At 67.7% G+C, this 14,712-nt stretch carries 17 protein-coding genes; all 17 read left to right on the top strand.

Translation table 11 applies throughout. From position 1 onward, the window contains the following. Positions 1–4: 4 nt before the first annotated feature. Entirely contained in the window at positions 5–1,240 is a 1,236-nt protein-coding gene (locus H7J89_RS06855) for an acyl-CoA dehydrogenase family protein (protein WP_264038665.1), read from the top strand. Beyond that, positions 1,237–2,226 (top strand): phosphotransferase family protein, encoded by a 990-nt coding sequence (locus tag H7J89_RS06860; RefSeq protein ID WP_264038667.1) that lies wholly within the window; start codon positions 1,237–1,239, stop codon positions 2,224–2,226. Before H7J89_RS06855 ends, H7J89_RS06860 begins: the two co-directional genes overlap by 4 nt. Next, positions 2,223–2,561, top strand: a complete 339-nt coding sequence (locus H7J89_RS06865) for a DUF6285 domain-containing protein (RefSeq protein ID WP_264038668.1) — start codon at positions 2,223–2,225, stop codon at positions 2,559–2,561. The genes H7J89_RS06860 and H7J89_RS06865 overlap by 4 nt, the downstream gene beginning before the upstream one ends. A gap of 67 nt (positions 2,562–2,628) precedes the next feature. Further along, on the top strand, positions 2,629–3,018 hold the full coding sequence (locus H7J89_RS06870; protein ID WP_264038669.1) for a nuclear transport factor 2 family protein: 390 nt from the start codon (positions 2,629–2,631) through the stop codon (positions 3,016–3,018). A gap of 33 nt (positions 3,019–3,051) precedes the next feature. Beyond that, positions 3,052–3,588, top strand: a complete 537-nt coding sequence (locus H7J89_RS06875) for a YceI family protein (RefSeq protein ID WP_264038674.1) — start codon at positions 3,052–3,054, stop codon at positions 3,586–3,588. A gap of 30 nt (positions 3,589–3,618) precedes the next feature. Beyond that, positions 3,619–4,032, top strand: a complete 414-nt coding sequence (locus tag H7J89_RS06880; RefSeq protein ID WP_046185372.1) for an Rv3143 family two-component system response regulator — start codon at positions 3,619–3,621, stop codon at positions 4,030–4,032. Positions 4,033–4,304: 272 nt separating this feature from the next. Continuing rightward, on the top strand, positions 4,305–4,682 hold the full coding sequence (locus tag H7J89_RS06885; RefSeq protein WP_264038691.1) for an NADH-quinone oxidoreductase subunit A: 378 nt from the start codon (positions 4,305–4,307) through the stop codon (positions 4,680–4,682). A gap of 7 nt (positions 4,683–4,689) precedes the next feature. Then, positions 4,690–5,244, top strand: a complete 555-nt coding sequence (locus tag H7J89_RS06890; RefSeq protein WP_066946610.1) for a NuoB/complex I 20 kDa subunit family protein — start codon at positions 4,690–4,692, stop codon at positions 5,242–5,244. Further along, complete coding sequence (locus H7J89_RS06895) at positions 5,241–5,948, top strand: NADH-quinone oxidoreductase subunit C (protein WP_264038707.1); 708 nt, start codon at positions 5,241–5,243, stop codon at positions 5,946–5,948. The genes H7J89_RS06890 and H7J89_RS06895 overlap by 4 nt, the downstream gene beginning before the upstream one ends. Next, on the top strand, positions 5,948–7,285 hold the full coding sequence (gene nuoD / locus H7J89_RS06900) for an NADH dehydrogenase (quinone) subunit D (RefSeq protein WP_264038715.1): 1,338 nt from the start codon (positions 5,948–5,950) through the stop codon (positions 7,283–7,285). Before H7J89_RS06895 ends, nuoD begins: the two co-directional genes overlap by 1 nt. Then, a complete protein-coding gene (gene nuoE, locus H7J89_RS06905; RefSeq protein WP_264038722.1) occupies positions 7,282–8,040 on the top strand; it encodes an NADH-quinone oxidoreductase subunit NuoE in 759 nt (252 codons plus the stop codon). Before nuoD ends, nuoE begins: the two co-directional genes overlap by 4 nt. Next, on the top strand, positions 8,037–9,359 hold the full coding sequence (gene nuoF, locus H7J89_RS06910) for an NADH-quinone oxidoreductase subunit NuoF (RefSeq protein WP_264038731.1): 1,323 nt from the start codon (positions 8,037–8,039) through the stop codon (positions 9,357–9,359). Before nuoE ends, nuoF begins: the two co-directional genes overlap by 4 nt. 7 nt (positions 9,360–9,366) lie before the next feature. After that, on the top strand, positions 9,367–11,781 hold the full coding sequence (locus H7J89_RS06915) for an NADH-quinone oxidoreductase subunit G (protein WP_264038739.1): 2,415 nt from the start codon (positions 9,367–9,369) through the stop codon (positions 11,779–11,781). A gap of 11 nt (positions 11,782–11,792) precedes the next feature. Then, a complete protein-coding gene (gene nuoH, locus H7J89_RS06920) occupies positions 11,793–13,055 on the top strand; it encodes an NADH-quinone oxidoreductase subunit NuoH (RefSeq protein ID WP_264040248.1) in 1,263 nt (420 codons plus the stop codon). Further along, positions 13,048–13,605 (top strand): NADH-quinone oxidoreductase subunit NuoI, encoded by a 558-nt coding sequence (gene nuoI / locus H7J89_RS06925; protein ID WP_264038746.1) that lies wholly within the window; start codon positions 13,048–13,050, stop codon positions 13,603–13,605. Before nuoH ends, nuoI begins: the two co-directional genes overlap by 8 nt. Positions 13,606–13,625: 20 nt before the next feature. Continuing rightward, a complete protein-coding gene (locus H7J89_RS06930) occupies positions 13,626–14,414 on the top strand; it encodes an NADH-quinone oxidoreductase subunit J (protein ID WP_264040257.1) in 789 nt (262 codons plus the stop codon). Next, entirely contained in the window at positions 14,411–14,710 is a 300-nt protein-coding gene (gene nuoK / locus H7J89_RS06935; protein ID WP_007168303.1) for an NADH-quinone oxidoreductase subunit NuoK, read from the top strand. Before H7J89_RS06930 ends, nuoK begins: the two co-directional genes overlap by 4 nt. Positions 14,711–14,712 lie beyond the last annotated feature (2 nt).

The raw sequence follows: 14,712 nt of genomic DNA on the forward strand, positions 1-14,712 counted from the left end.
AACCGTGGATTTCACACTCCCCGAACACCTTCCGGGTCTGCTCGCTCAGATGGACGAGTTCATCGAGGCGGAGATCAAACCGCTGGAGCGCGACCACATCCAGTACTTCGACAAGCGCCGCGAACATGCCCGCACCGACTGGGACAACGACGGCATCCCGACGCGCGAATGGGAGGATCTGCTCGCGGAGATGCGCCGGCGGGCCGACAAGGCGGGCTGGCTGCGGTACGGGCTGCCGGCGTCGCTGGGCGGCCGGGACGGCACCAACGTCGACATGGCCGTCATCCGGGAGCACCTGGCGCACAAGGGCCTCGGCCTGCACAACGACCTGCAGAATGAGTCCTCGATCGTCGGCAACTTCCCGCAGGTGATCATGATGGAGCGCTTCGGCACCGACGAGCAACGACGGCTCTGGTCCGAAGCGCTGATCACCGGGGAACGTTCGATGGCGTTCGGACTGACCGAGCCCCAGCACGGCTCGGACGCGACATGGCTGAAGACGCGCGCCCAGGCCGACGGCGATGGGTGGGTGATCAACGGCGCCAAGCGGTTCAACACCGGGGTCCACCGCGCGACCCACGACCTGGTGTTCGCGCGCACCTCCGGTGAGCCCGGCCAGGCGCGGGGCATCACGGCGTTCCTGGTGCCGACGGATGCGCCCGGGTTCACCGTCCCCTACTACTGGTGGACGTTCAACATGCCGACCGACCATGGCGAAGTTCAGTTGACCGACGTCCGGGTCCCCGCCGACGCGGTGCTCGGAGAGGTGGACCGCGGCCTGGAGGTCGCGCAGACGTTCCTGCACGAGAACAGGATTCGGCAGGCGGCCAGCAGCCTGGGCGCGGCCCAGTACTGCATCGACCGCGCCGCCGAATACGCCGGCAAACGGACCGTCTTCGGCAAGCCGCTTTCGGTCAACCAGGCCGTGCAGTGGCCGCTGGCCGAATTGCAAACCGAAGCCCAGATGGTGCGGCTGCTGGTGGCCTATGCCGCCTGGCATCTGGACCGGGACCACCACATGGAAGTGTCGGACAAGGTGTCGATGGCCAACTACCGCGCCAACCGACTCGTCTGCGACGCCGCCGACCGGGCCATGCAGGTCTTCGGTGGCCTCGGCTACAGCCGGCACGAGCCGTTCGAGCACATCTATCGCCACCACCGCCGCTACCGGATCACCGAGGGAGCGGAGGAGATCCAGATTCGCCGGGTGGCGCAGCGGCTGTTTAAGTTTGGCAAGTGACATCGACGGAGGAGTTGGCCCCCCAGATCGCCGCCGTGCTGGCGCCGCTCCTCGGTGCCGATGTGGCGATTGAGAACCTGCGCGTGCTGACCGGAGGCGCCAGCCGCTCCACGTGGGCGTTCACCGCCGTCGCCGGCGAGCGACGCCACGCGCTGATCCTGCGCACCGGCGCGCCAGACGACGTGCACGCCGGCATGGAGCTGGAGGCACGCGCCCAGGCCGCCGCCGCGGCGGCGGGCGCACCGGTCCCCCACGTGCTCATCGCCCACGATTCGCCTGCCGCACTGGGCAATCCGTTTCTGATCTGCGACGAGATCGCGGGCGAGACCATCGTCCGGCGCATTCAGCGTCAGCTCGAAGCCGCGGGCGGGCAAGCGGCCCGTGGGGAGCTGCTGCGGCAATGCGCGCAGGCCCTGGCCGCCATCCACCGCGCCGACCCGAGCATCCCCGGTCTCACGCGCGAGGACCCGCTCACGCAGTGGCGGGAGCGGCTCGACGCCATGGGTGACACCACGGCCACCTTCGAATGGGCGTTTCGCTGGCTGGGCGCCAACCGGCCCGAACCGTCGGCGGACGTTCTCGTGCACGGGGACTATCGGATGGGCAACCTCATCGTCGACGGGTCCCGCCTCGCCGCCGTCCTCGACTGGGAGCTGGTACACCGCGGCGACCCGTTTGACGATCTGGCCTGGTTCTGCATCCGCGCCTGGCGCTTCGGCGCCCCCGCCAGCCTCGGCGCCGGTGGCCTCGGCAGCGTCGAGAATTTCCTGCACGCCTACGAGCAGGCCGGCGGGACTAGCGTCGACCGGGTGGCGTTTCACTGGTGGCTGGTGCTGGCCACGCTGCGCTGGGGCGTCATCTGCCGCTACCAGGCGGAGCGGCATTTGAGCGGTCAGTTCCGCTCGGTGGAGCTGGCCACGATCGGCCGCCGCGTGTGCGAGACCGAATGGGACCTGCTCGACCTGCTCGAAGAGGTGCCGGAATGATCGGCCCGTACGGGCGCCCGCTCGCCGCCGAGCTGGTGGCCGCGGTGGCCGAATTCCTGGAGAACGACGTGCGGGCCGCGACCAGCGGGCAGGTCAACTTCCACGCCCGGGTGGCCGCCAACGCGCTGCGCATCGTCGAGCGCGAACTGCTCGACGAGAGCGAGGCCGAATCGCGCGAAGCGCTGGCCGACCTGGGATTCGCCGACGAGGAAGAGCTGGCCGCCGCGATACGCGCGGGCGAGCTGGACGGGCGGGCCCGGGAGGTCACCGCCTGCCTGCGCACGTTGGTGCGGCGCCGGGTGGCCGCCGCCCACCCCGGATACGACAGCGATTAGCTCGGCGACGATGCGGGCCGCGAAGCGGCGCGAGGAGGCGCCGGGCAATCAGAATAGGAGCGAGATCATGGCCGATGTGAGCGCGGAAATCGTTGCCGACGCGGCAGACCGCCTGTTCACGGCGATCGAAAAGGGTGACTCCGCGGCGGTTGACCGGATGTGGAGCGACGACATCGCGGTCTGGCGAGTCGGCGCGGGCCGCGATGACGGCAAGGCCCGCGCGCTTCGGGTCATCAACTGGTTCATCACCGCGACCACCGAGCGCCAATACGAAATCCTGGACCGGCGATTCTTCGAGGGCGGCTTCGTCCAGCAGCACATCCTGCACGCCACCGGCCATGCCGGCCAATCGATCTCGATGCGGGTGTGCATCGTGATCAGGGTGGCCGGCGACGGCCGGCTGGACCGGATCGACGAGTACTTCGACCCCGCCGAGATCGCGCCGTTGATGGACTAGGCGTTAGATTCGCAACGAGAGATGGGGGTGACGATGACGACTTTGGAAACACTTCTGAACGATCCCGACCTGGCCGGCGTGTGGAACCTCGTCCCCGACCGCTCGGAGGTCACCTTCAAGGTCGCAAACATGTGGGGCCTGCTGAAGGTCAAGGGCCGCTTCACCGAGTTCAGCGGCGACGGCCAACTGACGGCGAAGGGGGCGGTTTTCGGCCGCCTCGACATCCGCACCGCGTCCCTGGACACGGGGATAGGCCGTCGCGACAAGCACCTGCGCTCGCCCGACTTCTTCGACGTCGAGCGCTTCGGTGAGATCAGCATCGTCGTCACCGCCGTGCACCCGACCAAAGGCAAGGCCGCAGACCTCCGCGCCGACTTCACCATCAAGGGCATCACCGCGCCGCTGCCCCTGTCCGCCACGATCACCGAGCTCGACGACGGCTCGATCCGGATCGCCGGGGAAACCAAGGTGGATCGCACCCAGTTCGACCTGGGCTGGAACCGGCTCGGCATGATCGGCTCGACGGCGAAGGCGGCGGCCGAGGCCGTCTTCGTGCGGGCTGCCCAGTGAAGCCGGTGCGACACCAGTAGCATCTGCACCGTGTCCGACTCCAGCCCCGAATCCAGCGTTGCTCTGCGGATCCTGGTCTACAGCGATAACGCCAAGACCCGCGAACAAGTCATCCGGGCACTGGGCAAGCATCTGCATCCGGACCTGCCCGAGCTGACCTACCTCGAGGTGGCGACCGCCCCGATGGTGGTGCGCCAGATGGACGAGGGCGGCATCGACTTGGCCATTCTCGACGGGGAAGCCACGCCCACCGGCGGCATGGGAATCGCCAAACAACTCAAAGACGAACTCGCCACGTGCCCACCGATCCTGGTGCTCACCGGCCGCCCGGACGACGCCTGGCTGGCGAACTGGTCGCGGGCCGAAGCCGCGGTGCCGCATCCCCTCGATCCCATCGTGCTGGGCCGCACGGTGCTCGGGCTGCTCCGCACACCTACGCGCTAGCCCTTTCACCTGCGGTAACACAGCGAGCAGCACCCCGACGGCGGGTGCGAGACCGGCGTTGATACGCCGCCGGCCGACCGTGGCGGCGAGCCAACCGGTTGCGGCGACACAGAAAACGAGGCGAATAGCCCCACCCCGACAAAACACAGCCGTCTTCGCGACGCTATGTTGTGGAGGTCACTGTGGTGGCCCGCAGTCCGGGTACGTCACAGCAGCCCGGCCCCCGCCCGGCCGCCGCACCGGCGGCCCGTACGAGGAGATCTTGGAGCGAGTTGAACGTCTACATACCCATCTTGGTGCTCGGGGCGATAGCCGCGGCCTTCGCCGTGGGATCGGTGGTGATCGCGAGCCTGGCCGGCCCGACGCGTTACAACAAGTCGAAGATGGCGCCGTACGAGTGCGGCATCGAACCCACCGACAGTCCGGTCAGCGGCCCGCACGCGGCGGCCGGCCAGCGGTTCCCGGTGAAGTATTACCTGACCGCAATGCTTTTTATCGTCTTCGACATCGAAATCGTGTTCTTGTATCCATGGGCGGTCAGTTACGACGCGCTGGGAACGTTCGCGTTGGTCGAGATGGTGGTGTTCATGCTCACGGTCTTCGTGGCGTACGCCTATGTGTGGCGTCGCGGCGGCCTGACGTGGGATTGAGGTAGACGTGGGTCTCGAAGAACAGCTGCCCGGCGGGATTCTCCTGTCGACGGTCGAGAAGGTGGCCGGCTATGTGCGCAAGAACTCCTTGTGGCCGGCGACGTTCGGGTTGGCGTGCTGTGCCATCGAGATGATGGCAACCGCCGGGCCAAGATTCGACATCGCGCGGTTCGGCATGGAGCGATTCTCGGCGACGCCGCGGCAGGCCGACCTGATGATCGTCGCGGGCCGCGTGAGCCAGAAGATGGCGCCGGTGCTGCGCCAGATCTACGACCAGATGGGCGAGCCGAAGTGGGTGCTGGCCATGGGCGTGTGCGCGTCGTCCGGCGGGATGTTCAATAACTACGCGATCGTGCAGGGCGTGGACCACGTCGTGCCGGTGGACATCTACCTGCCCGGTTGCCCGCCGCGGCCGGAGATGCTGTTGCACGCAATCCTGAAGCTGCACGAGAAGATTCAGGAAATGCCGCTGGGCGTCAACCGCGAAGAAGCCATCGCCGAGGCCGAGCAGGCGGCGCTGGCGGCGCGGCCCACGATCGAGATGCGCGGACTGCTGCGATGAGCTCGCCCGACCAAGATCCCCAAGAGGCGATCAGCCAGGCCGACGAAGAAGTGATCGACGTGCGCCGCGGCATGTTCGGCGCCAAGGGTTCCGGTGACACGTCCGGCTACGGGCGCCTGGTCCGCGAGGTCATGCTTCCCGGCAGCAGCCCCCGACCCTACGGCCGCTACTTCGACGACGTGGTCGACACACTGGCCCAGGCGCTGAAAAGCGCGGACGTCGCATTCTCCGACGCGATAGAGAAAGTCGTGGTGTACCGCGACGAGCTGACCCTGCACGTGCGCCGCGAAGCGCTGCCCCGGGTCGCCCAGCATCTTCGCGATGAGCCGGGGCTGCGCTTCGAGATGTGTCTGGGTGTCAGCGGGGTGCACTACCCCCACGAGACCGGTCGCGAACTGCACGCGGTGTACCCGTTGCAGTCGATCACGCACAATCGCCGCGTCCGCCTGGAAGTGGCTGCGCCGGACAGCGATCCGCACATCCCCTCGCTGTACGGGATCTACCCGACCACCGACTGGCACGAGCGCGAAACCTACGACTTCTTCGGCATCATCTTCGACGGACACCCGTCGCTGACCCGCATCGAGATGCCCGACGACTGGCATGGCCATCCGCAACGCAAGGACTATCCCCTCGGCGGCATCCCGGTGGAATACAAGGGAGCCCAGATTCCCCCGCCCGACGAGCGGAGAGCGTACAACTGATGAGCACAATCACCGACTCGACGCGCGATGGCGGCACCCCGGAAGGCCCGGAGACCGTCCTGGTCGCCGGCGGACAGGACTGGGACCAGATCGTCGACGCCGCCCGCAAGGCGGACCCCGGCGAACGGATCGTCGTCAACATGGGTCCCCAGCACCCGTCCACCCACGGGGTGTTGCGGCTGATTCTGGAGATCGAAGGCGAAACGGTCACCGAGGTTCGCTGCGGAATCGGCTACCTGCACACCGGTATCGAGAAGAACCTCGAATATCGCTACTGGGCGCAGGGAGTCACCTTCGTAACCCGAATGGATTACCTGTCACCGTTTTTCAACGAGGTCGCGTACTGCCTGGGCGTGGAGAAACTGCTCGACATCACCGACCAGATACCCGAGCGGGTCAACGTCATCCGGGTGATGATGATGGAGCTCAACCGGATCTCCTCGCATCTGGTCGCACTGGCCACCGGCGGCATGGAATTGGGCGCGATGACCCCGATGTTCGTCGGTTTCCGCGGCCGCGAGATCGTGCTGACCCTGTTCGAGAAGATCTCCGGGTTGCGGATGAACAGCGCCTACATCCGCCCGGGTGGCGTGGCGCAGGATCTGCCGCCGGGCGCGGAGTCCGACATCGCCGAGGCCCTCGAGCCGCTGCGCCAGGTGCTGCGCGAAATGGGCGGTCTGCTCAACGAGAACGCCATCTGGAAGGCCCGCACCCAGGACATCGGCTACCTGGACCTGACCGGCTGCATGGCCCTCGGCATCACCGGACCGATCCTGCGCGCCACCGGGTTGCCGCACGATCTGCGCAAGAGCGAACCGTACTGCGGATATGAAAACTACGAATTCGACGTGATGACCGCCGACACATGTGATGCTTACGGGCGCTACATGATTCGCGTCAACGAGATGTGGGAGTCGATCAAGATCGTCGAGCAGTGTCTGGACAAGTTGAAGCCCGGCCCGACCATGATCGAGGACCGCAAGATCGCCTGGCCGGCCGACCTCAAGGTGGGCCCGGACGGGATGGGTAACTCGCAGGAGCACATCGCCAAGATCATGGGCGGCTCGATGGAGGCCTTGATCCACCACTTCAAGCTGGTCACCGAGGGCATCCGGGTTCCGGCGGGCCAGGTCTACACCGCGGTGGAGTCACCGCGCGGGGAGCTCGGCGTGCACATGGTCAGCGACGGCGGCACCCGCCCCTACCGCGTGCACTACCGGGACCCGTCGTTCACCAACCTGCAGTCGGTCGCCGCGATGTGCGAGGGCGGGATGGTGGCCGACCTGATCACCGCGGTCGCCAGCATCGACCCGGTCATGGGCGGGGTGGATCGGTGACCGGCCCGCAAGGACAGCCGGTGTTCATCCGGCTCGGGCCACCGCCCGAGGAACCCAACGCATTCGTGGTTGAGGGTGCGCCGCAATCGTATTCGGCGGAAGTGCGGGCGCGGCTGGAGGTCGACGCCAAGGAGATCATGGGCCGCTACCCCAATAAGCGCTCGGCGTTGCTGCCGTTGCTGCACCTGGTGCAGGCCGAGGACTCCTACCTGACCCCGGCCGGTTTGGAGTTCTGCGGTGAGCAGCTGGGCCTGACCGGCGCCGAGGTGTCGGCGGTGGCGAGCTTCTACACGATGTACCGCCGCGGACCCACCGGCGACTACCTGGTCGGTGTCTGCACCAACACGCTGTGCGCCATCATGGGCGGCGACGCCGTATTCGACGCCCTGCGGGAGCATTTGGGCATCGGCAACGACGAGACCACCCCCGACGGCTCCGTCACCCTGCAACACATCGAGTGCAACGCCGCGTGCGACTACGCGCCGGTGGTGATGGTCAACTGGGAGTTCTTCGACAATCAGACACCGGACTCGGCCCGCGAGCTCGTCGACTCCTTGCGCTCGGGCACGCCCAAGCCGCCCACCCGCGGTGCCCCGCTGTGTGCCTTCCGCGAGACGTCACGCATCCTGGCCGGCCTCCCCGACGAACGGCCCGACCAGGGCCAGGGCGGTGCGGGCGAGGCCACACTGGCGGGCCTGAAGGTGGCGAAGGAAAACGGCATGCAGGCGCCCACCCCGCCGGGAGGCCAGTCATGACCAGCTCTCAGGCCACGCCACTCACCCCGGTCATCAGCCGGTTCTGGGACGATCCCGAGTCATGGACCCTTGAGACCTACCGCCGTCACGACGGCTACGAGGGGATGAAGAAGGCGCTGGCCATGGCGCCCGACGACGTGATCGCCATGGTCAAGGACTCCGGGCTGCGCGGGCGCGGTGGTGCCGGCTTCTCGACCGGAACGAAGTGGTCGTTCATCCCGCAGGGCGACACCGGCGCGGCCGCCAAGCCGCACTACCTGGTGGTCAATGCCGACGAGTCGGAACCCGGTACGTGCAAAGACATTCCGTTGATGTTGGCGACGCCGCACGTGCTCATCGAGGGCGTCATCATCGCCGCCTACGCGATCCGGGCCAGCCATGCGTTCATCTACGTGCGCGGGGAGGTTCTGCCGGTGTTGCGCCGCCTGCAGAACGCGGTGGCCGAGGCTTACGCCGCCGGATATCTGGGCCGCGACATCAACGGCTCATGCTTCGACCTGGAGCTGGTGGTGCACGCGGGCGCCGGCGCCTACATCTGCGGCGAGGAAACCGCGCTGCTGGATTCGCTGGAAGGCCGGCGGGGCCAGCCGCGGCTCCGGCCGCCCTTCCCCGCTGTGGCGGGGCTCTACGGCTGCCCCACGGTGATCAACAACGTCGAGACGATCGCCAGCGTGCCAGCCATCATCGGAAACGGCGTCGACTGGTTCCGGTCGATGGGCACCGAGAAATCGCCTGGCTTCACGCTGTATTCGCTGTCCGGGCATGTCGCCCGGCCCGGCCAGTACGAGGCGCCGCTGGGTATCACGTTGCGCGAGTTGCTCGCCTACGCCGGCGGGGTGCGGGCCGGGCACCGGCTCAAGTTCTGGACGCCCGGCGGGTCGTCCACCCCGCTGCTCACCGACGAGCACCTCGACGTGCCGTTGGACTACGAGGGCGTCGGCGCGGTCGGCTCCATGCTGGGCACCAAGGCGCTGGAGATCTTCGACGAGACCACCTGCGTGGTGCGAGCGGTGCGCCGCTGGACGTACTTCTACAAGCACGAATCCTGCGGGAAGTGCACCCCCTGCCGGGAGGGCACCTTCTGGCTGGACCAGATCTACGAGCGGCTGGAAACCGGCAAGGGCACCCACGAGGACATCGACAAGCTGTTGGACATCTCCGACACCATCTTGGGAAAGTCCTTCTGCGCGTTGGGTGATGGCGCCGCCAGCCCGGTGATGTCGTCGATCAAGTACTTCCGCGACGAATACGTGGCGCACGTCGAAGACGGTGGCTGCCCGTTCGACCCCCGAGACTCCATGCTGAACGGAAAGGCTTGACGCTCTTATGACTCAGGCGGCGAAGACGGACACCGGTGACGAGGTGTGCCCGCCGGACATGGTGACGCTGACCATCGACGGCAACGAAATCAGCGTGCCAAAGGGCACATTGGTGATCCGCGCGGCCGAGCTGATGGGCATCCAGATCCCGCGGTTCTGCGACCACCCGCTGCTCGAGCCGGTCGGCGCGTGCCGCCAGTGCCTGGTTGAGGTTGAGGGGCAACGCAAGCCGATGGCGTCGTGCACCACCGTCGCCACCGATGACATGGTCGTGCGCACGCAGCTCACCTCGGAGGCCGCGGACAAAGCCCAGCACGGTGTGATGGAGCTGCTGCTCATCAACCACCCGCTGGACTGCCCGATGTGCGACAAGGGCGGCGAGTGCCCGCTGCAGAACCAGGCGATGTCCAACGGCCGCACCGATTCCCGCTTCACCGACGTCAAGCGCACCTTCGCCAAGCCGATCAACATCTCCGCCCAGGTGCTGCTGGATCGTGAGCGCTGCATCCTGTGCGCCCGCTGCACGCGGTTCTCCGAACAGATCGCCGGGGACATTTTCATCGACATGCAGGAGCGTGGCGCCCTGCAGCAGGTCGGCATCTACGCCAATGAGCCGTTCGACTCGTACTTCTCGGGCAACACGGTGCAGATCTGCCCGGTCGGCGCGCTGACCGGAACGGCCTACCGTTTCCGGGCCCGCCCCTTCGACCTGGTGTCCAGCCCCAGCGTCTGCGAACACTGCGCGTCCGGGTGCGCCCAGCGCACCGACCACCGCCGCGGCAAGGTATTGCGCCGGCTGGCCGGTGACGACCCGGAAGTCAACGAGGAGTGGAACTGCGACAAGGGGCGGTGGGCGTTCTCCTACGCGACCCAGCCGGACGTGATCGGCACTCCCCTGATTCGCGACGCGGACGGCACGCTGGTGCCCGCGTCGTGGTCGCACGCGATGGCGACGGCGATTCGGGGCCTGGACGCGGCCCGCGGGCGCACGGGTGTGCTGGTCGGTGGCCGGGCCACCCTGGAAGACGCCTACGCGTACTCCAAGTTCGCCCGAATCGTGTTGGACAGCAACGATATTGACTTCCGCGCCCGCCCGAACTCGGCCGAGGAGGCCGACTTCCTGGCGTCGCGCATCGCCGGCCGGCGCGACGTCAGCTACTCAGATCTGGAATCGGCGCCGGTGGTGGTGCTGGTGGGGTTCGAGCCCGAAGACGAGTCGCCCATCGTGTTCCTGCGGCTGCGCAAGGCCGCCCGCAAGCACCGGCTACCGGTGTACGCGGTGGCGCCGTTCGCCACCCGGGCGCTGGTGAAGATGTCCGGGCGGCTCATCAAAACCGCTCCGGGCGCCGAAGCGGCGGCGCTCGACGGGCTGGCCACCGGCGAGGTGGGCGAACTGCTGTCCACCGCCGGCGCGGTCATCATGGTCGGCGAACGCCTGGCCACCGTGCCCGGCGGATTGTCCGCCGCCGCCCGGCTCGCCGACGCCACCGGGGCCCGGCTGGCGTGGGTGCCACGCCGAGCCGGCGAGCGGGGAGCGCTGGAGGCCGGCGCGCTGCCCGCCCTGCTGCCGGGCGGCCGCCCCCTCGACGACGAGGCAGCCCGCGCGCAGATCGCCGCGGCATGGCACGTCTCCGAATTGCCTTCCGCCACAGGGCGTGACGTCGACGGAATCCTGGCCGCCGCCGCCGACGGGACGCTGGGCGCCCTGCTGGTCGGCGGGGTCGAACCCGACGACTTCGCCGACCCCGAAGCGGTGCTCGCCGCTCTTGACTCCGCCGGATTCGTGGTCAGCCTGGAGCTGCGGCGCAGCGCCGTCACCGACCGCGCCGACGTGGTGTTCCCCGTCGCGCCGACGACGCAGAAGGCCGGGGCCTTCGTCAACTGGGAGGGCCGCTACCGCCCGTTCGAACCGGCGCTGCGCTGGAGCAGCGAGCAAGCCAGCCAGTCCGACCACCAAGTGCTCGACGCGCTGGCCGAGGAGATGGGCGTCTATCTGGGGCTGTCGACCGCCGCGGCGGCCCGTGCCGAACTCGCCGCGCTGGGCACCTGGGACGGCAATTGGGCCGCAGGCCCGGCCGTCGCGGCCCCGGAGCCGGCGCAGGCCGGGTCCGGCGAGGCGGTGCTGACCGGCTGGCGGATGTTGCTGGACAACGGCCGAATGCAAGACGGTGAACCGCATCTGGCCGGGACCGCGCGCAAGCCCGCGGTGCGGCTGTCGGCCGACACGGCCGCCGAGATCGGCGCCGCCGACGGTGACGCGGTCACCGTCAGCACGCCGCGCGGATCGATCAGCCTGCCGCTGATCATCACCGACATGCCCGACCGGGTGGTGTGGCTCCCGCTGAACTCCCCGGGTTGCGCCGTCCACCGGCAGCTGGGCGTAACCCTGGGCAGCACAGTCAAAATCGGAGTGGGCTCATGACGACGACCTCCTTGACCGCCTTCGGGCACGACACCTGGTGGCTGGTGCTGGGCAAGGCGCTGGCCATCTTCGTGTTCCTCATGCTCAACGTGCTGGTCGCGATCCTGCTCGAGCGCAAGATTCTCGGCTGGATGCAGCTGCGGCCCGGACCGAACCGCGCGGGTCCGTGGGGTGTCCTGCAGAGCCTGGCCGACGGAATCAAGTTGGCGCTCAAGGAAACCATCACGCCGGGCGGCGTCGACAAGTTCGTCTACTTCGCGGCGCCGGTCATCTCCACCATTCCCGCGTTCACCGCCTTCGCGTTCATCCCGTTCGGGCCGGTGGTGTCGGTGTTCGGGCACCGCACACCGCTGCAGCTGACCGACCTCCCGGTGGCGGTGCTGTTCATCCTGGGGCTTTCGGCGATCGGCGTGTACGGCATCGTGCTGGGCGGCTGGGCGTCCGGCTCCACCTACCCGCTGCTGGGCGGGGTGCGCTCCACCGCGCAGGTCATCTCCTACGAGGTGGCGATGGGGCTGTCGTTCGCGGCGGTGTTCCTTTACGCCGGCACCATGTCGACGTCACAGATCGTCGCGGCGCAGGACCGGGTCTGGTACGTGTTCCTGCTGCTGCCGTCGTTCGTCATCTACCTGATCTCCATGGTCGGCGAAACCAACCGGGCGCCATTCGATTTGCCCGAGGCCGAGGGTGAGCTGGTCGCCGGATTCCACACCGAGTACTCGTCGCTGAAGTTCGCGATGTTCATGCTGGCCGAATACGTCAACATGATGACGGTTTCGTCGCTGGCCACCGTCCTGTTCTTCGGTGGCTGGCACGCACCATGGCCCATCAACATGTGGGCCGGCGCCAACACCGGGTGGTGGCCGCTGCTCTGGTTCACCGCCAAGATGTGGACGTTCCTGTTCGTCTACTTCTGGCTGCGGGCCTCCCTGCCCCGGCTGCGCTACGACCAGTTCATGGGGCTGGGCTGGAAGCTGCTGATCCCGGCCTCGCTCGTCTGGGTGTTGATCGCGGCGGTGATTCGCACCCTGCAGAACCAGGGGTACGCGCACTGGACGCCGGTGCTGGTCGCCTGCAGCATCGTGTTCGCGACGGCGCTGGTGCTGTTGTTGCGAAAACCGTTCGCCACGCCCGGTATTCGCGCGCTGGAGCGACAGCTCCGCCGCGAGGCCAAGCAACTCCCGGCCGGACAGGCCCCCACACCGGTATTCCCGACACCGCCGCTGCCGATGAAGTCCCTGGCGGCCGCGAGCAAGGAGAAAGCACGTGGCTAGAGTGTTTCGGCGGCCGTTAGCCGCCATTGCCGGATTCGGCGTGACGTTCGGCTCGATGTTCAAAAGGCACGTCACCGAGGAGTATCCGGAGAAGCCGGGTCCCGTCGCACCGCGCTATCACGGCCGTCACCAGCTCAACCGTTACCCCGACGGCCTGGAGAAATGCATCGGGTGCGAGCTGTGCGCCTGGGCGTGCCCGGCCGACGCGATCTACGTCGAGGGCGCGGACAACACCGAGGAACTTCGGTACTCGCCCGGGGAACGCTACGGCCGGGTCTATCAAATCAACTACCTGCGTTGCATCGGCTGCGGCCTGTGCATCGAGGCCTGCCCGACCCGGGCGCTGACGATGACCAACGACTACGAGATGGCCGACGACAACCGCGCCGACCTGATCTACGAAAAGGACCGGCTGCTGGCGCCGCTGCTGCAAGACATGCTCGCGCCGCCGCACCCCCGGGCGCCCGGCGCCACCGACAAGGATTACTACCAGGGCAACGTCACCGCGAACGGCCTGCGCGAAACCGAGAAGGCCGGGGAATCCCGGTGACTGGGGTAACGGGCCAGCTCCTGGCCTCCAATCTGGCTTCGGACACGATCGTCCGCACCTCCACCGGTGAGGCGGTGGCGTTCTGGGTGCTGGGAGCGCTGGCGCTGATCGGGGCGATCGGCGTGGTGCTGGCGGTCAACGCCGTGTACTCGGCGATGTTCCTGGCGATGACGATGATCATCCTCGCGGTGTTCTACATGATCCAGGACGCGCTGTTTCTGGGCGTCGTCCAGGTCGTGGTCTACACCGGCGCGGTGATGATGCTGTTCTTGTTCGTGCTGATGCTGATCGGCGTGGACTCCGCGGAATCCCTGAAGGAGACGCTGCACGGCCAGCGCATCGCCGCCGTCCTGGCCGGCGTCGGGTTCGGCGTTCTGCTGATCGCCGCCATCGGCGCCGCCGCGACCGGCGGCTTCGCCGGGCTGACCACCGCCAACGCGAACGGCAACGTGGAAGGGCTTGCCGCACTGATCTTCTCCCGGTATGTGTGGGCGTTCGAACTCACCAGCGCGTTGCTGATCACCGCGGCCGTCGGGGCGATGGTGCTGGCACACCGCGAGCCTTTCGAGCGCCGCAAGACCCAGCGGGAGCTCTCGCAGGAGAGATTCCAGGCCGGTCAACACCCCACCCCGATGCCCAGCCCCGGCGTCTACGCGCGCCACAACGCCGTCGACGTGGCCGCGCTGCTGCCGGACGGTTCGTACTCGGAGCTGTCGGTGTCGCCGATCCTGCGCAGCCGCGGCGCCGACGGCAAGGAAACTCCCTCCCGTCAGGCGAGCCCCTCCCTATCACAAGGCGGCACGTCATGAATCCGGCCAATTACCTCTACCTTTCGGCCCTGCTGTTCACCATCGGGGCCTCGGGTGTGCTGTTGCGACGCAACGCCATCGTGATGTTCATGTGCGTCGAGCTGATGCTGAACGCGGTCAACCTGGCGTTCGTCACGTTCGCGCGGATGCACGGCCACCTGGACGGGCAGATGATCGCGTTCTTCACGATGGTGGTGGCCGCGTGCGAGGTCGTCGTCGGCCTGGCGATCATCATGACGATTTTCCGTGCCCGCAAATCGGCGTCGGTCGACGACGCGAACCTACTCAAAGGCTGACA

It is taken from the genome of Mycobacterium paraffinicum (genome assembly GCF_025822865.1).
GTDB classification, from domain to species: domain Bacteria; phylum Actinomycetota; class Actinomycetes; order Mycobacteriales; family Mycobacteriaceae; genus Mycobacterium; species Mycobacterium paraffinicum.